Below are 21,713 nucleotides of genomic sequence, written 5' to 3' on the forward strand. Positions count from 1 at the left end.
CAGATCCGCGCTTTCCCTATAAATACCTTTGCGAATGACCACGCGGTCACCAGGTTTAACCGTGCGGAATGCCCTTGCAATCGTCTTAAACGGATGTTCTGCCGTTCCCTGAGCATTGTCCGCATCAGAAGCCTTTGGGTCCAGTTGCGCAACATAGATCTTCGCAGGTCTATGTTGCGCAGTAGCAGGAAGATTAAAACCAATTAAAGTATAAAGCACTAACCTTGATAGGAATGCAGGGAAATCCGTGCGGGCAGATGAGGAGATCATGAATGGAATTAATTTGCCATCAGTAGCTGAATTATCTTTCTTCTCTTTGCGGAACATTTGTAACGTCGAACCTCTGAAAATAAAATCCTGATTGTCCTGATCAGGATAGTTTAAAGATACTGAAATCATATTTAATTCTACATAAATAGGTGTAGAATTGATGCAATTCTAGGTCATTTATAATATAGGAAATTTAGCCGTCAGTTTAAATACGAAGTGTTTTGTAGCGGAATCGTGGCGTACTATGCAGCGGAATATCCAGCCTGGCCATTTTCGATGAAATACCCAATTTGCAGCAAAACATCGTCGAAGCCGTACCCTTTGAGTTAGCCTGCATGGCTCTCCAGTTTTCTTAAATGAATTCACCTTTAGTCCCTTTAAACGCTTTTAGCACTGAAAAATCATAAATAGTTCATCCGTATTTAACATTATATCATGGGAATAGTATAATATTGCTGTACTTATTATTAATTTAGTGCAGAGGCACTAACCCGAAACGATGGCGGCTTATAATTCATATACTGATCAGGAACTGTTTGTTTTGTTACAGCAGGGCGACCAGATAGCATTTGCCCAAATCTATGAAAGGTATTTGCAGTTACTTTTCCGGCATGCTCTGGATATGCTTCATGATGAGGATGAGGCCAGGGATGTCGTTCAGGATATTTTCCAGATGCTTTGGGAAAAAGCGGGAGAGCTGGAAATCCATACTTCAATTCGCTCTTTTCTATATGCCTCTACCAGGTATCGGGTACTCAAACGGATCAGGCATAGTAAGGTTGCAGATCAGTATTTATCTACTTTACGAAATGAATTTGAATCATGTGTAGCAAGTACAGATCAAAGTATTGCAGAAAAAGAGCTGACCAAAAAGATCGAAGCGGGATTAGCAAAGCTGCCTCCAAAGATGCGTGAGGTATTTGAACTGAGCAGAGTGCATGAACTTTCGTATAAAGAGATTGCAGAACAGTTGGATCTGTCAGATCATACTGTAAAAAGGCAGGTAAGCAATGCCCTCAAAATCATGCGTGAAACACTAAATAAGAGCCTCTCCCTATTTGTTTAACATTAATTTCATTTTTATCTAATACCAAATGCTCCTTTAGGGCTCATATATTTATAGGGGACCCGAGAGGAGATAAGAATATGAACAATAAAGAAGCTAAAGAGTTGCTTGACAAGTATTTTGCAGGAGAATGTACTCCTGAAGAAAGGTTACTGGTAGAGCGTGCATATAACCTTCAGGATAATCAATATACCCAATTCATTTCCGAGGAAAAATACGAGGAAATAAAAGCTCAAGTATGGGGTAATCTTGATTTAGGTTCTTCAGAAGTTAAAAAGTCTTACCGTTTGTGGCCGCATATCTCGGTGGCCGCTGCAGCGATAGCTACTATAGTCTTCGGTGTCTATTTCTTTAATGCGGCTCGTCATGACGACTCCGGACTCCTAACTGAATTCGGAGCCCGCTCTCAAGACGTCGCACCGGGCAAGAACGGTGCAACGATTACACTAGCTAATGGTAAGGTGATACAGTTGAGTGATGCTAAGACTGGAGTGGTGGTTGGTGGGATGCATTTAAAATATGATGATGGTAGCCAAGTACCGGTCTCCTCACTTACAGAATCCAAAGGTGGGGTGCAGAATTTGACGGCTAGTACGGCTCGCGGGCAAACTTACCAGTTTACCTTGCCCGATGGGACGAAGGTATGGCTTAACGCTGATTCAAAGATTAGTTTTCCAACACAATTTAATGGAAGAGTACGCAAGATATTACTAACAGGAGAAGGATATTTTGAAGTTAGAAAAGATAAGGAGCATCCTTTCATAGTAGAGAGCAGGGGGCAGGAAGTTGAAGTATTGGGTACCCATTTTAATTTAGCGGCTTATTTGGATGAAAGTCTAACCAAGACAACCCTTTTAGAAGGCAAAGTTAAAATCCTAAACAGATTGAAAGACAGTTTGCAGGAAACTATACTAAATCCGGGGCAACAAATGCTGCTTTCCAAATCAGAAAGCCACCTGATATTAAATCCCGACCTCGAAGAAATTACTGCATGGAAAGACGGGTATTTTAAATTTAGTGAAAGCCTGGAAAGCATCATGGCAAAAGTGGCAAGATGGTATAATGTGGAAATTATATATCAGGATAATTTTAATGGTAAATTAAAGTTCCTGGGTAAAATATCCAGGACAAAGAATCTTTCTGCAATATTAGATATTATAGAATCAGCTGGTAATGTTCACTTTAAGATTGAGGGAAGGAGGGTTACCGTTATGAAATAACTTTACATAATGGATAAGCCTTAAAACAGACCAGGAGTGGTTGCAAGCACTCCTGGTGTAAAGTTAATGTCTATCCCCGATGAAATAATCGGATTTTAAATTATAGGATCAACCAAAATTAAAAACCCCCACCACAGACCGAGGTCTAGTAATGACCTACTTATACTGTGGAGATAAACCTAACCTAACAAATGTATGAATTTAAATCGCCATTTTTTGGCTATTCTAATCATCGTATTTTCAAATTTCTGCAAGGTAAATCAGTTTACAATTACGACATGCCTGCCCACCCGAAATTACGATATATGATGTTAATAAAATTAATATTTATGCGAATTACACTGATTGTATGTTTTATTACTTTCTCTCTTGTTAACGTATCTGCCGGGATTTTACATGCGCAGCAAATCTCAATTGATAAAGTAAATGCACCATTGTATGACATCATCAACGAAATCCGTAATCAAACCGGGTATGATTTTTTCATGGATATGGACTTACTTAAGAATATGGATCGCATCACAATAAAAGTGAAAAATGCCGATCTGGAGGAAGTGCTGTCCAAATGCTTTCAGAACCAAACGCTTACTTATGAAATAAAAGATAACAAAACTGTTATCATAAAAAAAAGAGACGAGGGTTTGATTGATAAACTAAAGAACTTCTTTGATGATACGGCAGATGTTAAAGCACAGCAGATTGTAATAAAAGGCATAGTAACAGATTCTCTGGGTAAGCCGATATCGGGTGTATCCATAGCCATTAAAGGGAAAGAAACCACTGTGTTTTCTAAAGATGACGGGCATTTTGAAATAATTTCAGCTTCAAAAGATGCCATCCTTACTTTTTCTTATATAGGAATGGAGCCGCAAGAAATAAGGGTAAAAGATCCCCTATTGTCCCTTCGGATTATTATGAAGCACCGCTTGATTAATTTGGATGATGTCGTTGTTACCGGATACAGTAATGTGCGCAAGGAAAGTTTTACCGGGAATTCAATTAAAGTAACCAAGGAACAGCTTTTGCAAGTTGGTAACCGAAATATAGTAGATATACTCCAGGTATTTGATCCATCTTTTCGGGTACAGGTAAATAATCTGAGAGGGTCTGACCCAAATACAATGCCTGAGTTTTATGTAAGGGGACGTTCTGGTATCGGTGTAAAAGAATTAGATGCAAATACAGATTTATCTCAAACAGCACTAACAAATAACCCGAACTTGCCAATATTCATCATGGATGGATACGAAGTTACCGCGCAAAGGATCTATGATTTTGATATCAATCAGATCAAATCGGTGACCATTTTAAAAGATGCGGCTGCGACCGCTGTTTATGGTTCAAGGGCGGCAAATGGTGTTATTGTTATTGAGACCGTTCCACCAATACCCGGTAAACTGCGTATCGGTTATAATTTTGTAGGGACGCTTACCGCTCCTGATCTTTCTGATTATAACCTGATGAATGCCGCCCAAAAACTAGAGGCAGAGCGTTTAGCCGGATCATATGTAATAAAAAGTATAACAGCGCCCGCCAACGCACTCTATTTAACTGATGAGTATTTAAGAAAGCAATCTCAGGTATTGCGAGGTGTAAATTCTGATTGGATAAGTCAACCTCTGGCTAATGAATATAACCAGAAGCATACCTTAAATATAGATGGAGGTACTGATCAAGTTCGTTTTGGTGTGGCGCTTAGAATGGATCATCAAAATGGTGTAATGAAAGAATCTGCCAGAAAACGTGCTGGTGCAGGCCTATCGCTGGAATACAGGCTGAAAAATTTTCAGGTTCGTAACGATATGAATTTTGATGTGGTAGATTCTAAAAATTCACCTTATGGTAGCTTTGGAGATTATACATGGAAGGCGCCATATGATGAGATTTATGACATTAATGGAGTAATCCAGAAAAATACTTTTGGCTGGCATGGTGGTATAACAAATATGTTAAATCTGGTTAACCCATTATATGAGGCAAGAAATACACAAAACTATAGTATTGGTAATACTACAACGATGAGTAACAACCTCTCTCTTAACTGGACAGTTATAGAGGGATTACAACTTAGAGGTACTTTATCTATTACCAGGACTGAAAATAGTAGTGAGAACTTCATTGATCCGGCATCAGGAAGATATTATATTGATGCAAAAACTGATTATACCACAATTGGCAGTCTGGATCTGAGATCAGGCAAATCATTAGGTATTAATGCCAATGCCTTTGCGAACTATGTGAAAAGTATAGACAATCACAATATCAACTTGTCATTAGGTATCAATGCATTTCAAAATTCTGCTACAAGTAACTCATCAATGTATACAGGCTTTGCTTCAGGAAGTCAGCATACACCTAACCTTGCCAGTAAAGTTGTGGATAAGCCATTATATGGAGAATCACAATCAAGATTATTTGGTACGTTTTTAACGATGAACTATTCATTTAAAGACATTTACCTTTTTGATGTTTCTACACGTCTTGACGGTTCATCAGAATTTGGTTCAAAAAGTAAGTTTGCACCGTTCTGGTCATTGGGAACAGGATTGAATTTACATAAATATGACTTTGTTAAAAATATCCCAATAATAAGCAGGGCCCGTATTACTGCAAATACAGGACAATTAGGAAAGACTAATTTTCCGCCTTTTGCATCTAAAGATAACTACTCGATTTCCAGTAACTGGTATAGTACAGGGCCTGGTGTGACATTGTATTATATGGGTAATCCATTTTTAAGCTGGGAAAAAACAAGAACATTTGATTTGATATTTGATTTAGGATTGTTGAAAGATCGTTTAACACTTAATTTCAATTTATACAGAAAAAATACTCAGGATCTTGTAACTGATATTAATCTTCCTTTGTCATCAGGTTTCCCGCAGTATAAAGGTAATATTGGTGAAGTTGAAAATAAAGGGTATGAAATCAGGTTTCGTTATGATGTTCTTCGCAGAAAAGATTTCAATTTAGCGGTTTATGGTAACTATGCGTCCAACACTAATAAACTAAAAGATATCTCGGAAGCACTAAAAGCTTATAATGATTTGGTAGACAACCAGTATGATAACTATTCTGTCGCGGCTGCTTTAAACTCTTCAGCTGCCAAAACCAAATTTTCTACACCGCACATCAAATATGTAGAGAGTGGGTCACTCACATCATTATTTGGAATGAAATCCTTAGGCATCAATCCCATGGATGGACAGGAGATATTTGTACGCAAAGATGGTACGCTTACCACAGAATGGAGTGCGGAAGATCAAGTGATTATTGGTGAGTTAAGTCCTAAAGGACAAGGCGCATTTGGTTTAAACGCCAGTTATAAAAATATATCAATGTTTGCCTCTTTCTTGTATGAATATGGGCGTGATGAATACAACAGTACATTGCTTGATAAAGTAGAAAATGTTGATATCTATAACCGTAATGCAGACATCAGATTTTTAAATGACCGATGGAAGCAACCTGGAGATGTTGCAAGTTTCAAAAACATAGCAGATATCGCCTGGACTACCCGGCCGACATCAAGGTTTATACAACGGGCCAATTCCATTTCACTTAATTCATTAAGTGTAGGATACCAGTTTGATCAAAAAGCATTGAAAAGATTAGGCAGGATAAACATGTTTCGTATTCAGTTAAATACCAATAATGTATTTAAAATATCTACTGTGAAACAAGAGAGAGGATTAGAATATCCTTTTGCCCGATCATTTGACCTTTCATTGAATTTAGGATTTTAGAACAAACCAGTTATGAAAAAAAATATCAGATTAATAATATTTACTGCTTTTGTTATGACCGTTTTATCGTCATGTACAAAGTGGCTGGATATACAACCAACAGATCGAGTAAGTGATGAATCACTTTTTTCTGACTCTAAGGGATTTAGAACTGCATTGAATGGGATTTATCAGTTGGTAGCTGCTCCACAATTATACGGGAGACAACTTACCTGGGGTATTAACAGCGCAATGGCAAATGATTATTATTCGTTTTATTTGAATGATGAGCTCAAAAGTGCTTCAAATGCAGATTTAAAAAACAATAATATTAAAGGATCATTGGCTGACATATGGAGAAAAGCATATACCGTGATTGCTAACTGCAACAAACTGCTTAGTGAAATAGAATCTAAAGACGATTCCTTTTTTCAATATGGCAGATCTGAAAAAAACATGATCAAAGGTGAGGCGCTGGCGCTGAGAGCATTATTGCATTTTGATCTGGTACGTATTTTTTCGCCGGCTGCTATAAGAAACAATCAGGAACCGTTTGTGCCTTATCAGGAAATATATCCGGCACATATAGCTGAAGCCTTAACTACAAAAGAGATCATGGTAAGAATTATCAGAGATTTTGAACAAGCTCAGGCGCTTGTTGAAGAAAATGATCTTACTACCAATCCATTATACTTAAGTGGTGGATTAGTATATAGAATGGATGGGACTTCTTCACAGGATCTTGTGTTCTTCACTTTTCGCATGAACAGATTGAACTATGTAGGTATCAATGCTTTGCTGGCTAGAGCTGCAATGTATGCAGGTGATTATGCGAAAGCTAAGAAAGCGGCTCGTCTTGTTTACGATTTTGGACCGGATGGCAAAAAGTGGTTTGGATTTACTCCGGAATACCTTACAAATAATGTTACAAGATCTCAAAAGTTACCAGAAGATTTGTTGCTGGCATTTTACGATCCAAAACTAATTACAAATATCAAAAATTACAGAGGAAATCTTACTTTTCAGCTAAATACAAGTTATCAGGCTTTTTTTCCTGCAGCTGAACGCGATTACCGTAGAAATATAATCAATACGAGTGATAACGTTTCTTATAAATGGCTGGAATCTATTTCTCAGACTTCACAAAACCTGATTATGCCGGTAGTTCGGCTAAGCGAGGCCTATTACATTTATAGTGAATGTTTGTACAGGGAAGGGAATACTACTGATGCATTGATTTTTTTGAATAAAATACGCAGTGCCCGTGGAAAATCCAGCGCCTTTCAGGATATCACTGAAAATGGATACTATGCGGAATTGTTATTGGAGTACAGACGTGAGTACATGTCTGAGGGTCAGACCATATTTGCTTATAAAAGGCTAAACAGGCCAATGGTACTGGGTAATCAGACAATCGAGGTAAATGACAGATTTACAGCTCCGGTTCCAGAAGAAGAAAGATAATTTATCAATAAATCTGAATAAGTAAAAATTATGTACACTATAAAAACAAAACTAATCTTAGGTGCTGTTGCATGTTTGATTGGGATTACTTCTTGTAAACGTAATGAAATTCTGCCGTATCATGGAGATCGTTACCTGCAGTTTGTTAATAAATATACAGATACAATTCCTGTTTCATTCTTCTTGTATCCTGATAAGGATGAGTTTCAGGTTAAGTTACCGGTAAAGATGATTGGATTTAAAACAACTGAGGATCTACCATTTTCAATTCATGTGGATGATAAAGCTACAACTGCTTTTCCTTCGTTGTTCAAAGTAGATCATGAAGGTACTTTTAAAAAAGGCCAGGCACAAGATACCATCATTGTTAATGTATTTAGAAAAGACGAGTTAAAAGGTAAAGAAACTTTACTGGTGCTGGATCTTGTTGCCAACAATAATTTTAATCTTGGAGAATTGATCAGCCGAAGACAGGTATTGCGCATTACAGACAAAATTTCTAAACCTGCATGGTGGGATGCTACGATGACAAGTACTTACCTGGGGATATATTCTGATAAAAAATTCAGAACATTTATTGAAGTAACAGGAGTAGGAGATCTGGAGGTCTTCACTACAGAACAGAGACGAGACCTTATGCTCGAGTTTAAGTATTATTTAATCAGGATGAGGGATCTTGGAACTCCGGTATTAGAAGATGATAGTAGTGATATGCTGGGATCAGTCCCTTTAATTGGTTAATCTTAATTTTTTAATTAAACAATATTAAAATGAAAATAAAATTCATATTAACATCTATCCTGCTGGGCCTTTGTACTTTGTTTATAAGCTCATGTGTAAAAGATAAGGGTAATTACGATTTTTCGCCTGCTGATGCAGTCTCTGTTAATTTCGGCCCTAATATAACGGCCTTTGTTGGCGATTCTATTAAATATCAGCCGGTAAGAACATTTAAAGACAAAAATGATTCTGTTTATTTTGATCATGCCTGGTATGTAGCGGGTAAACTTTACTCTAATACTCCAGAGTTCAAGTATTATGCAAGCGAATTTGCCGGCATAGTTGTAAAGTATTACATGACAGATAGAAGGAATGGATTGATTTATACTACACCCTCTTATTTAGGAATATCTATATCATCTCCGTTTACAAGTGGATGGTCGCTCTTATATGAAGATGCTGCAGGTAACTCTGAGGTTGGTCACATTACTTATAATGCTACTACAACAAAGTATACCGATTACACCGGATTGTATCAGAAAGCAAATAATGAACCTATGGGTAAACAGCCATATAAGATCTTCCCATATACGATGAGGGGAACTAATGGAATATTTGTGATCCAATATGGAGGACAAGGTTCGTTGGATTTAGGTGGTAATGATTATAAGAAGAAGCTTGTTGCCTCTAAATCTTTTACTCGTGAAGTACCAAATCCATTTGAGCCAGTAGATTTAGCTTTCTTTAATGCAACCGACTTACTGGTTAATAGCAATGGAGATATGTATGGCAGATTTTTTAATGGAGCCGCTGCTTTTACTATTCCCTGGATGAGCTCTCCGCTGAGCGTAGAAAAGGGTATGAAAATTACAGATATCTGGGATTCGTGGTATAAGACATCTAACCTGGGTGTTATGTATGATAAACTAAATAAAAGAATGTTATTTGCTGATGGCTCTTTATTTTATCCGGGAGGGGGAATTGTAATAAGACAATTTCCATTACCTAAAAATGGTTATCCTGGAAATTATACTTCATTGCAGGATCTGGGTAATTGGGAATACGTATGGGGTAGTTCTTTTATTGACAATTATGATAATATAAATGGCGGTATGCTCATCAGAAGTCCGGATGATCGTAAATTATATTTTCAGAATTTCGAATTTAAAACCAGCGGACCGATATTAACTCCTTTAAGAAGAGTTCCATTTTTAGGTTCTGATCTTGTAGATAACAAGAGTATTTATCTGGCGATCAGGAACAGGAATTATCTGTTTTTTACGGGAACGGGAGGTAAAGATCTCTATTATTTTGATGTGGAAACCGGTGCGACGATGAAGACATATGAAAAGTTTACTGATAAAATTACAACAGTAGAAATGGATCATGATTCCAGAACTATCGCTGTTGGATTGGAAAATGGAACAGTTATCATCTATGATATCAGTAATGAAGTATTGCTGTCAGGTAAAAGCAAAGAGGTGCATAGACTTACTGGTTTGGGTAAAGTGGTGCATGTTGCATTTAAAAGCTACAAAATATAATTAAAATAAGTTAGATAAAATTAGACACATGAAGGAACCAATCATTAAAGTCACTAATCTTTCTCATCGCTACAATGCGCAATGGGCGATTAAGGACATCAATTTTGAATTTAAAGAAAAGGGTATTTATGGTTTGCTCGGCGCTAATGGCGCCGGCAAATCAACGCTCATGAACATCATCTGCGGAGTATTGAACCAAAGTCAGGGAGATGTTTATATTAATGGTATCAACCTAAGGGAACAGCCTGTTGTTGCAAAGAAACACATTGGTTTTTTGCCTCAGCAACCACCTTTACAGCTGGAACTGACCATCAAGGAATATCTTGAATATTGTGCCGGTTTAAGACTGATGCCTGAAAATACCATTAAATCTGCAGTTGAAGAGGTGATGGAGAAATGTCAGATCAGTCATTTTTCAGGGCGGATCATTAAAAACCTTTCAGGAGGATATCAGCAAAGGGTTGGTATAGCCCAGGCAATTATTCATAAACCGGATTTTATTGTTTTAGATGAGCCTACAAATGGTCTGGATCCAAACCAGATCCTCGAAGCAAGGTCTTTGATTAAAGATATTGCTACGGAAAGGACAGTATTACTTTCTACACATATTTTGCAGGAAGTACAGGCCTTATGTGACGACATCTGGATGATCAATGAAGGAGAAATTATCTTCTCCGGATCTTTAAATGAGTTCGACAATTACATCATGCCAAGTACGTTTACAGCAACGCTTTTGGCCAGTCCGCCGGAAGCAGAGCTGTTAAGCATTCCAGGCATACAGGGAGTAGAGATCATTGGAAATACAAAATACCGTTTGCAGTTTGACAATGACAAAGAAATTATAGAGAAATTTATAAAGTTCTGTGTCGACAAAGACTGGCGGTTAATTGAAGTCGCCCTGGAAAAAGGCTCATTAAATACAGTCTTTGCAGAATTATCTAAGAAAAAGGTCCAATCAAACTAAACAGCGAATAAAATATTCTAATGAAAGTAATCTATAAAATAGCAAAGGCCGAATTACAGGTCCTTTTTTATTCACCTGTGGCATGGCTGGTACTAGTCATTTTCACATTTCAATCTGCTCTCCTTTATACAGATATCTTTAGTAATTTGGTCAGGGCCCAGGCAATGGGCAGAGAACTCAATAGTGCTACTTTAGGGATCTTTTCAGGACCTTTCGGGTTCTACTCAATGATCAGTAAATACCTGTTTCTTTATGTACCTCTACTTACTATGGGGGTAATGAGCCGGGAATACAATCATGGCTCTATCAAATTGTTGTTGTCCTCTCCGATAACCAGCGGACAGGTTATTCTTGGTAAGTATTTGTCTTTAATGATATATGGATTGGCATTAACTGCCATTACGGCCATATTCGCAGTTTTTACCATCAGTACCTTAAATATGGTTGACACACCGGTGGTGCTTACCGGTTTATTAGGAGTCTATTTACTGATCTGTGCTTATGCAGCTATAGGGCTTTTTATGTCATCAATTACTTCCTATACTGTAGTTTCAGCTATGGGGACTTTGGCTATTCTTGCTTTTCTTGGCTATGTAAATGGTGTAGCCCAGGATATTCCGATGGTACGTGATATTACCTATTGGTTGTCTATTTCCGGAAGAACAGAAACTTTTTTCTCAGGGATGTTAACCGTCGAGGATATCTTATATTTTCTTCTTGTAACTGGTCTTTTCTTAGGTTTTGCCATTCTAAGACTTCAGTTGAGTAAACAGAAGAATAGTTTTGCTGTAGCTGCAAGCAGATATGCCTTTGTTTTTTTACTTGCAGCTATTGTAGGTTATGTAAGTACCATACCTAAAATGATGGTAGTATTTGATGTGACCAGGAATAAAACAAATACTTTAGCAAAAAGCAGTCAGGAAGTAATAAAAAGATTAGGCGACAGTAAATTGACTATTTCTACCTTTACCAATATGTTGGCCCAGGATTTCTTCCTGGCTTTGCCGATTGGTCAAAAGGTAGATATTGACCGCTATAAAAGATATCTGCGGTTTAAACCAGACATCAAAGTAAATTATTACTACTATTACCATAAAGCTGAGAACCCGTTTCTAGATAAGAGATATCCAGATCTTCCGGATAAACAACGTTATGATTCATTAAAGAGGATAAATGACTGGAAGTTTACCGCTGGTCCTTATGAGGGCCTGGAAAAGAAAGCAGATCTGGAATCAGAAGATTTTCACTTTGTAAGTTTGTTAGAATCGGATAATGGCCAGAAAACCTTTTTAAGGGTTTTTGACGATCTCATGCGTTATCCATCTGAAACTGAGATTACCGCTGCTATTAAAAGAATGACGATGAAACTTCCGGTAGTTGGATTCCTTAATGGTCATGGCGAGCGCAGCAGCAATTCGATGAATGAACGTGGTTATAAGAGGTTTGCCCAGGATAAAAGGTTCCGTTATGCATTAGTTAACCAGGGATTTGATTTTAAAGATGTAACACTTGATAAGGATATTCCTAACGGAATTAGAATACTGATAGTTGCAGAACCTAGAAAACCACTAAGTGCTAAAGAGCTGGGTCATTTACAACAGTATATCAACCGGGGAGGAAACCTGATCCTTTCAGGAGAACCGGGCCAGATCGCAAATGTAAATCCAATAGCAGATTTTATTGGTGTACAATTCCTGACAGGTGTACTGGTTAATCCACTTCCAGATTTCACACCGGATCTAATGATGATGCGCCCTACACCGGAAGCACGTAAATTCTCTTACTATCTGGAACGTCAGGGTGAGAACAATTTACCGTTAACTATGCCGGGCGCTGCCGCACTGGATTATAAAACAGATAAAGGATTTGATGTACTTCCATTGTTCCGTACCGACTCAACCAGCTGGTCTGAACTGAAAACCACCAATTTTATCGATGATTCTTTAACATGTGACCCTAAAATAGGCGAGATAAAGAAAAGTTATCCTACTGTTCTGGCTTTATCAAGAAAAGTAAATGGAAAAGAACAAAAGATAATGGTTACAGGCGATTCAGACTGGTTAAGTAATGGAGAATTGAGTATGAGCAGACCAAGGATAATGTCAAGTAATTATTCATTGATCAATGCCGCATTTGATTGGCTTTCTGATGGAGAAGTTCCTATCGATACCAGGAGAGACCCATCTTTAGATACCTCTTTAAGTATAGGTGAGGATGCCTGGGCTGTATTTGTCTATATATTCAAATGGGGATTACCAATTGCACTTATTATTACCAGTTTAATTATTTGGATACGCCGTAGAGGAAAATAACCAGTATAATGAATTTTATAACAGATAAACAGACCTTAGATGATCTTAATATATTTGGAAAGCGCTCAGGAAAATCTATTTATGAACTGTTTAACCGAACCGCCACTCGTGGTGGTTCGGTAATTTTAGAGCAGTTTTTTCTTTATCCATTGGCTGATATTGATGACATTAATCAGCGCAGCCAGATCATCCAATACTTTAATACCATAGCTGCTGTATTTCCTTTTAGAACAGATTATTTTGATACAGCAGAACAATATCTGAATAACACAGATAGCAGAAGTATGCTGGCGAAGGAAGAAAATACGCTTGGCAGAAAGTTTAATAACCTGATTGGTGCAGATGCTGAGTATAAAGTTCTATTTAATGGGGTATGTGCCGTAATAGAAATTCTAACCAGTGTACGGGGATTTTTAAATCAGGTTAATACATCAGCGTCAAAAACTCCTTATCAAAAAGATCTGGAGCAGATGCTGGAAATAGTAGAGCACCCGGAATTAGGCAGTCTGTTTAATATAAAGGCACTTGCTAAATTAGCTTTTGCTGAAACTGCTGCTTATGATAAATTATTAAGATATGAGCATCGAGACAGCATTAAAAAACTGTTGTATCATATTTATAAGCTTGATGTTTATATTACGGTAGCAAATGTTGCCAGACAAAGTGGCTTTGTATTTCCTAAGGCTTTAAGTAAGGAGCAACATGTGATCAACATGGACGATGTCTATCACCCATCATTAGCAAAAGGTGTTCCCAATACTTTACATATTTCTCCTGATCGCAATATTATTTTTCTTACCGGAGCGAATATGGCAGGTAAGTCGACCTTTATGAAATCGCTGGGAATTGCATTGTATCTGGCACATATGGGATTTCCGGTAGCTGCATCAAAAATGGAGTTCTCTGTTAGAGATGGTATCTATACCACCATTAACCTGCCGGATAATTTAAATATGGGATACAGCCATTTTTATGCTGAGGTATTAAGGGTGAAATTGGTTGCCGAGCAATTGAGGCTATCTAAGAACCTGTTCGTTATTTTTGATGAACTCTTTAGAGGAACAAATGTCAAGGATGCCTATGATGCAACTGTAGCATTAACATCAGCATTTGCCAAAAAAAGAAATTGTGAATTTATTGTGTCCACACATATTCTGGAAGCCGGTGAAACATTAAAACCACAATTTGATAACATCAATTTTTGCTATCTGCCAAGTGATATTGTTGATGGTAAGCCTGTATACAGCTATAAGCTTCAGCAGGGAATCTCGGCAGACCGGCATGGAATGGTCATTATTGATAATGAGGGTATTATTGATGTTTTAAAAAGCAGAAAGAATAATACCAGCACTTCACCGGGCTTTGTAACAGATAAGCAGACAATGGACGATCTGAATATTCTGGGCAAGTATAAAAACAACTCCATCTACAGCATTTTCAATAAAGTGATTACCGTGGGAGGAGAGAAATTACTTGATAAAATGTTTCAGCATCCATTAACAGATGATGTAAAGATTAATGAGCGGAGTAAACGTTTCGGGTATTTTGGAAACAAAGAATTTAAGTTTCCTTTTAACAGCGAAAAGGTTACAGAGATGCAGAATTATCTTAGCGTGTCAGGTACTGAAAATTTTTTAGCGGTGTACATGACTACCTTTCGTAAAAAATGGCTGGATTATCTTGGTTTGCCTACTGAATATAATTTAGTAAAAACCGGACTTTATGCCACAATAAAGATATTGAAGGATTTGAAAGCTTTTACAAACACGATTGAATCACAAGATCCTAAAAATCCATATCACGAAGAGATCAGGTCTATTAACAAAATATTTTCTGATAAAAGAATTACAGCACTGCTTAATGAGCAGGAAAACCAACCGATAACTATTTTTAACGTAGCCAAATACAGCCATCTTTTAAGAAATGAATTATGGCAGGAATTGAAGATGGTTACAGATATGATCTTTGAATTTGATGTAGTTATTGCCATTTCTGCCGTTGCTAAAAAAAGAGGTTTTTCTTATGCTCATACTTTGCCGGGAACACGTAATACTATTCGCATTGAGGACCTGTCTCATCCTGGTATCAGTAAGGCTGTGCATAACTCCTTATTTATTAACGGAGATAGTAATATTATGTTCTTAACAGGTGCTAATATGGCTGGTAAGTCAACGTTCATGAAGTCCTTTGGTGTTTCACTGTATCTCGCTCACATGGGCTTTCCGGTATCTGCAAAAGAATTGGAGTTTTCTGTTAGAGATGGTATTTATTCTTCTATAAATGTTCCGGATAACCTGAGCATGGGATACAGTCACTACTACGCTGAAGTATTAAGGGTTAAAAAGATTGCACTTGAAGTTAGAGACTCTAAAAATCTGATTGTAATTTTTGATGAGCTGTTTAAAGGTACAAATGTTAAAGATGCCTACGATGCTACGCTTTCTGTTACAGAGGCATTCGGAGAAAACAAAAATTGCTCTTTTGTCATCTCTACTCACATCATTGAGGTTGGGGAAGAGCTGAGAGAAAGATGCGAGAATATGCAATTTGTTTACCTGCCAACAATAATGAATGGGGCAGTCCCAACCTATACCTATAAACTTCAAAGAGGAATTACTACAGACAGACATGGTATGATGATCATTGAAAATGAAGGGATTCTTGAAATCCTCAAGACAGCAAATTCAGTTTTTCTCCAATCTCGCTGATTTTCTCCGATACCTGACCGCTATTACCGGGCAGAAACTAATGGAAGTCAATTTCGGGTTTAGGGCTTGGGCTTTATATCAGCGCGGAAATCATTAAAAAACATGGAGGTAAAATAGACGCCGACAGCGAAGTAGGTAAACGAAGACTCGCCTTCTTGAAATTACCCGAACTTAACACCAATATGCGGGAGGATCTCCCTGGCGACGAAAAGAGTGAGTTCTTAGCCGGGAAAGCTGTATTTCGCGGGAGCGATCGGCCGGAGACCCAATACTGCTTTGTTGTTTCCGGATGTCGATCGTTTAGTATCGCTGCGGTCTTGCCTCCGCTTGTTACAAATTGAATTCTACGGTAGATACCGTGCCTTGATCCACTTCACTTTCAAGCGTGATTGTGCCTATTAAGGACTCCACCTGTTTTTTTACCATATACAGGCCGATCCCTTTTCCTTCCACATGGTCGTGAAAGCGCTTGTACAGGCCAGACACTTCCCCGCCTTTTTCTGAAGGCCTATGCCAGGCCGTTGTCCTTAAATACAATCCGGACCTGATCGTCTAGTTTATAGCTGATGATATTGATTTCAGGGGCGTGGTTCGGTCTGTGGTACTTGATGCTGTTCAGAATCAAATTGTAAAAATACTGTACAGGTAAACTTACCAAGGTGATTGAGTTTTGAAAGTGTGGTTGTAATGATGCGATCTGAAGCGGAGAAAATTGCATTTGGTTTATCTTTTAAATTCAGTATTCGCTCAGTGCATTTTCAATTTCAGCAGGATCCTTTCCGTGTGCGCAGCAAATGGTTGTCCATGGTACTGCCGAGAATACTGCTTTTAATACTATGCTTGCCATTCTAAGCGCTTAAATACTGACAATCTTTGACAGCAAAGTTACAGTTAATGGTCATTACGTATTCTTTCATTCCCCTAATTTATCAGGAAAAATCGTGATGACTGGAGAATTTTATACATTAAAAATCTAAAAAAGTGTATGTAAATCTGTATGTATGAAATGAAAAACTAGGTTAAATTGGACTTTAAACGCATAAAAAAGGCTCCGGGGAGACGTACCGATTATGAGATTATATAGTTTGATAGAATTTCATTGAATTTTGAAACCGGCCTTATTTTATCCGAAACGCGGTTTTTTAAGATCATGTACTTCTTTTAACTCTCCCTGACAATCACAAAAAGTGTTGGTAAAAGTGTTGGTAATCGTTAGATTTTAGTAAAAAGTGTAGCTAATTTTGTTGGTAATATTTGATGGAATTAAATACACTTTTAACATGTCCAAACCAAAATTTTACCTAGATTCTTATGTCGGATCAACAGGCGATCAAGCGATAAATATGTTCTACTCCTTCAGCAGTCAGAGACTTCAATATTACACGGGAATAAGTACAAATAAAAAATTCTTTCGCCCAGAATGTAATAAAAGTACAACAATAAAACCAATTAGAAGTATTGCGCCTAACGCAGTTGCCTACAATGAAAGATTATCTGATCTCGCGATAAGTGCTGTGTCAATTGTATCTAGTGCCAAAAATAAAGACTTTACCAAAACAGACTTGGCTTTTGCTCTTGATGAGATCTATAAGCCAACAGCCGTCGTCAGGAAACTCAAAGTTGAGAATCCTATAGGGTTACCGAAACACCCAGAAAACTTCATTTCTTTTTTTAGTGAACTTATAGACGATACAAAATCTGGCAAACGAATTCTTAAAAAAGGAAAAAACAGAGGTGGAAGATATAGTGTGAGCGCAATTAAAAATTATAGTAAAACATTAAAATCCATTGAAAGGTATCTTCGGCATGAAGGTAAGAAAAGCCTAACATTCAGCTGTATAGACAAAAGCTTTTATGATAGTTACAGATCCTTTTGCTTTGATGTAGAAAACAGAGAAGTCTCCACTTTCTCCAACCATATTAAAGACATTAAAACTATAATGAGCGAAGCACCCGGCGTTAATTTTAATCCACAAGATTTTGTTTGTCCGGAGTATGAAAGCGATGATATCGCACTTTCACCTGAACAACTTGAAGCTTTGGCTCAATTTGACTTTTCGGATCAAACGAAGTATATCGAATTAACCATCGGCAAACAAACCACGAGGCTGTCTTATGATGCTTGCGAAAGGTTAAGAGACGAATTTCTAATAGGCTGTTATTCCGGACTGCGATTTAGCGATTTGAATAATCTCGCGGTTGAAAAAGTCGAGAATGATTTTATCAGGGTACAACAGATCAAAACAGGTCAACGAGTGACGATTCCTATAATGAGTAAATTAAGACCTTATTTAACTAAATATTCAGATCGACTTCCAAATACACCTTACATAAAATTTTTATACGGCATCAGAGAGATAGCCAGGTTAGCGGGATTAACCAAATTAATACAGGTAAGGAACACTAAAGGGAATAAAGTAAATGTTGAATTAATGCCTTTATGGAAACAAATAGGGTCACACACTTGCAGAAGAAGTTACGCTACTAATATGTTCAAAGCAGGTATCCCAATCCTTCTAATAAGGTCGGTGACCGGACACACCACAGAGGAAAGTTTTCTAAGATATATCAAGGCAAATAATGAGGATAAAGCCAAGCTATTGGCAGAGCAATATTTAAAATTCAATTTGTAACCTGTCATATTAAATGGCAAGGATTTTCGATACAAAGCGCCAGGGAATTATCGCAAATATAATTAATGAACTGATACAGCCCATTTAGGAAACATAAATTGCCTGTTTTCTTGTTGCTTATTGCATTGAGGTTCAGCTTTAGTTGTTTACAGTGTCGATCCAGGCAAACATCTTCCGATCGTTGGCACCCGGAACTATCAGTCTGGCCAAGAACGCAAGTGGCTTTTAAGTATATTGTTCTATCTCCAGATTTAATGCGGAAACTGCCGGTACGTTGATTTGGATGCTGAATTGAAAATATGGATCTCCAATGAACTGCTTCCGAGTATTGGGAAGAAAACTTCAGTCTTCGCAGATTAAATTTTTGTTGGCATCTGCCCTGCGATTTTAAAGGATATGTCCAGTTGATATTTAACTTCTACCTTTTTGCCTCTTACTAAGCAGGGAACCCACCTCGGGCTGTTATCGATGACATCAATAACAACCTGGTTGCAATATTTGCCCAAGCCGTTGATGATCTTTGGATATTTTAACTCTCCCTGCCGGCCAACTGTGAATTCGATAGTTACAGCGACTGGAACTCTGGTTCTGCGCCTATGGGCGATCTGCTGATGCAGGCGGCGGTGATGAGGGCCGCAGAAATATTTGGTTTGTATCATGATTAAATAAACGTCTAATTAACTTTTATTTTTTTAACAAAAGAAATCTTCAGCTAATATTAATTAGCAACATTTGATGATTAGTTTATCAGGCTTTCCGGATTAGGGATGAAATTCAGGAAAGACTGGAATTTTGCCTTGTATTTGGTCTTGTTCAGCTTATAGTAAAATGCTCCTTTTCGCGAGCCGGATTTGTCTTTTTCCAGTGTTTTGATCAGTAAGTCCGTGGAATTGACTTTTCTAATGAAATTCCTGTTGTCGATGGGGGTCTGGTAGACCTGTTCATACAGGTTTTGCAGTTGGGGAATGGTGAATTTTAAAGGGAGCAACTCAAAGAGGATGGGATGTAACGCTGCTTTATACCTGATTCGTTTTTTTGCATCCTTTACCATTAGGTCATGATCAAAAATCAATGCGGGGGCCTCATTAATCGGTATCCATTCGGCCTGGTAACGGTTGCTGATTTGTGTTTGATATTTGTTAATGTCAATTAATGCGAAATATGCTACAGAAACTACCCGTTCTATAGGATCTCGGTCGGGATCCCCATAACTCTGCAGTTGCTCAAGATAAACATCGTGCAGTCCGGTGAGTTCGGTTAGAATTCTTTCGGCTGCCTGGCTGATACCTTCGTCCGGTGCCACAAAACCACCCATCAGACTCCATTTACCTTTCTCAGGTTGAAAGCTTCTTTTGATCAGCAGGATTTTTAATTGCTCTCCGTCGAATCCGAAAATAATGCAGTCTATGGCAACCAGAATCCTGGTCTGGTTAGAATAAGTGATCATAAATCAATACACAATAATGGCTGCCAAGTTACACAAATAAATAATTATTGTTGCTTTGACGTTTATTGACTTAGCACTGATCTCAATAGCGTAAACCAGTGGTCGAATCATCATTAACAATCGCTCAAATCGTCAGGTTTTATGGTCTAAAAGATGGCATATCTTCTCTAGGTAGCCTCTAGCCATACCAGCGCCCGGATAACAAAGCTTTTATATTGATGCACTCGAATATTTATACCAACTGACAAACATTTTCAGGGCTAGCCAACCGGGTAAATCTGAAGATCTGTCGCAGAGTCAGGCTGCGCCAAACATGTTCTAACAAAATCGGACACTCACATAAAATAAATATTCGATAAATTTTGAGTATAGAATATTTATTTCGCTATCAATGCTATAGTTAGTTAATCACAAATAAAGATTGAACGGAGAGTTCCGTTTTTAATAAAGGAAATTTTGACAGTCAATAATTTATTTGTAATAAGGCTTGAGATTATGGTGCATAAGCTCATTTCTTACAATAAACCGTTGGTGTGGTTCCCATACGGAATTTGTTCATTTCTTTTTAATGGATGAATACATTTGGTTAAAAAGCAGGTGCTCTGGATGGAGAACCTGCTTCTTTTTTATGCTCCCGGTTCCAGTTTAAAGATGATAAAAAAACACAACGAAAATACTATTTAAATTCCTGGTCCTTTCAATCCTGATTTCTCATCAGACGATTTCACAGACAACTACAAAGGCGCCCATTACTGTGACCAATTCTTCTGAAATAGACAGAACTGGCGAGTTGCTGTCCATTAATTGGAGAAATGCATTGAGCTGGTATCCCGGTATTATCAGACGGCCTTGACCAGGTGAATCGCTACTCGACGAGCAGAAAGGTTTGGTGGGTTACTGGGAACCTGCACATGGTAAAGATGGCATGAAAATTTAAGAGGTCTGAACTAATTGTTACCCTTTTCAGGATTATCATCTCGGGGATAGAGTATCAAACCCCAAGTATAACTGTCTGATTGATATGACAGATTTTAGCAAAGCTTCGTGGTGTATTAAGTTTGGCCCGCTTCCAGTCCGGCTATTTCTTATTTTCCTTTTAATTGGGCCGGCTGGCCAGGCATTTTCGCAGGGCGCCGGTAAATCTTACCATCCTAAACCATTTATTCACCCGGGGATCTCGCAGCAACGTGCCGACCTCGACCTGATGAAAAAACGGGTACTTGCAGGTGAGCAGCCCTGGAAAGGCGCTTTTGACAGGATCTTAAAGTCCGCGCGCCTTGATTTCGATCCTAAGCCGTTCACACATGTGATCAGGGGATCGTATGGTTCACCTGCGATCGGAGGTTCTGAACTTTCATCCGGCGCTGGGCAAGCTTACAATCTCTCCATATTATGGTATGTGACCGGCGAGAGAAAATACGCGGACAAAGCAATTGAGATAATTAATGCCTGGTCGGCCAGACTGTGGGATTTTGATGATAACGACGCGAAATTGCTAGCTGGCTGGACCGGCCATGTGTTCTGCAATGCCGCCGAGATCCTAAAATATTCTAATTCCGGATGGCAACAAAAGGACATTACCCAGTTCAAGCACATGCTGCTTTCGGCGTATTATCCGCTCATTACCGGTTTTTTCCCGG

The 21,713-nt window shown here is 38.1% G+C and carries 15 protein-coding genes and 1 pseudogene; 11 read left to right on the forward strand and 5 right to left on the reverse strand.

Annotation, left to right across the window (positions count from 1 at the left end):
- Together VK541_RS16040 and VK541_RS16045 are read right to left on the reverse strand one after the other, a co-directional pair.
- The coding region (locus tag VK541_RS16040) for a DUF1565 domain-containing protein (protein WP_324371332.1) at positions 1-399 on the reverse strand (399 nt) is incomplete at its 3' end.
- Between the two features lie 76 nt (positions 400-475).
- Entirely contained in the window at positions 476-607 is a 132-nt protein-coding gene (locus VK541_RS16045) for a hypothetical protein (RefSeq protein ID WP_324371333.1), read from the reverse strand.
- 162 nt (positions 608-769) lie between these two features.
- Here VK541_RS16045 and VK541_RS16050 point away from each other — a divergent pair, with 162 nt between their 5' ends.
- From VK541_RS16050 to VK541_RS16090, 9 genes are all read left to right on the forward strand, one after another.
- Positions 770-1,336: an RNA polymerase sigma-70 factor gene (locus VK541_RS16050; RefSeq protein ID WP_324371334.1), complete on the forward strand. Its 567-nt coding sequence runs from the start codon at positions 770-772 to the stop codon at positions 1,334-1,336.
- Between the two features lie 80 nt (positions 1,337-1,416).
- On the forward strand, positions 1,417-2,556 hold the full coding sequence (locus VK541_RS16055; protein WP_324371335.1) for a FecR family protein: 1,140 nt from the start codon (positions 1,417-1,419) through the stop codon (positions 2,554-2,556).
- 191 nt (positions 2,557-2,747) lie between these two features.
- On the forward strand, positions 2,748-6,302 hold the full coding sequence (locus VK541_RS16060) for a SusC/RagA family TonB-linked outer membrane protein (protein WP_324371336.1): 3,555 nt from the start codon (positions 2,748-2,750) through the stop codon (positions 6,300-6,302).
- A gap of 12 nt (positions 6,303-6,314) precedes the next feature.
- Positions 6,315-7,745: a RagB/SusD family nutrient uptake outer membrane protein gene (locus VK541_RS16065; protein WP_324371337.1), complete on the forward strand. Its 1,431-nt coding sequence runs from the start codon at positions 6,315-6,317 to the stop codon at positions 7,743-7,745.
- 30 nt (positions 7,746-7,775) lie between these two features.
- Positions 7,776-8,486, forward strand: coding sequence for a DUF4843 domain-containing protein (locus tag VK541_RS16070; RefSeq protein WP_324371338.1), 711 nt, complete (start codon positions 7,776-7,778; stop codon positions 8,484-8,486).
- Between the two features lie 29 nt (positions 8,487-8,515).
- Complete coding sequence (locus VK541_RS16075) at positions 8,516-10,009, forward strand: PKD-like family lipoprotein (RefSeq protein WP_324371339.1); 1,494 nt, start codon at positions 8,516-8,518, stop codon at positions 10,007-10,009.
- A gap of 28 nt (positions 10,010-10,037) precedes the next feature.
- A complete protein-coding gene (locus VK541_RS16080; protein WP_324371340.1) occupies positions 10,038-10,973 on the forward strand; it encodes an ABC transporter ATP-binding protein in 936 nt (311 codons plus the stop codon).
- A gap of 20 nt (positions 10,974-10,993) precedes the next feature.
- Entirely contained in the window at positions 10,994-13,285 is a 2,292-nt protein-coding gene (locus tag VK541_RS16085) for a Gldg family protein (RefSeq protein WP_324371341.1), read from the forward strand.
- A gap of 8 nt (positions 13,286-13,293) precedes the next feature.
- Positions 13,294-15,993, forward strand: a complete 2,700-nt coding sequence (locus VK541_RS16090; protein ID WP_324371342.1) for a MutS-related protein — start codon at positions 13,294-13,296, stop codon at positions 15,991-15,993.
- Positions 15,994-16,323: 330 nt separating this feature from the next.
- On the opposite strand, the gene VK541_RS16095 is transcribed toward VK541_RS16090, so the two are convergent.
- Entirely contained in the window at positions 16,324-16,530 is a 207-nt protein-coding gene (locus VK541_RS16095; RefSeq protein WP_324371343.1) for an ATP-binding protein, read from the reverse strand.
- Positions 16,531-17,273: 743 nt separating this feature from the next.
- On the opposite strand from VK541_RS16095, the gene VK541_RS16100 reads away from it, so the two are divergent.
- A complete protein-coding gene (locus VK541_RS16100) occupies positions 17,274-18,626 on the forward strand; it encodes a tyrosine-type recombinase/integrase (protein WP_324371344.1) in 1,353 nt (450 codons plus the stop codon).
- Positions 18,627-18,982: 356 nt separating this feature from the next.
- On the opposite strand, the gene VK541_RS16105 is transcribed toward VK541_RS16100, so the two are convergent.
- Positions 18,983-19,285, reverse strand: a complete 303-nt coding sequence (locus tag VK541_RS16105) for an energy transducer TonB (protein WP_324371345.1) — start codon at positions 19,283-19,285, stop codon at positions 18,983-18,985.
- 80 nt (positions 19,286-19,365) lie between these two features.
- Entirely contained in the window at positions 19,366-20,073 is a 708-nt protein-coding gene (locus tag VK541_RS16110; protein ID WP_324371346.1) for an NUDIX hydrolase, read from the reverse strand.
- Positions 20,074-21,094: 1,021 nt separating this feature from the next.
- Between VK541_RS16110 and VK541_RS16115 the strand changes: the two are divergent.
- Positions 21,095-21,713 (forward strand): annotated as a pseudogene (locus VK541_RS16115) (alginate lyase family protein); the annotation flags it as partial.

Origin of the sequence: Pedobacter sp., from assembly GCF_035317785.1 — a bacterium.
Lineage (GTDB): Bacteria > Bacteroidota > Bacteroidia > Sphingobacteriales > Sphingobacteriaceae > Pedobacter.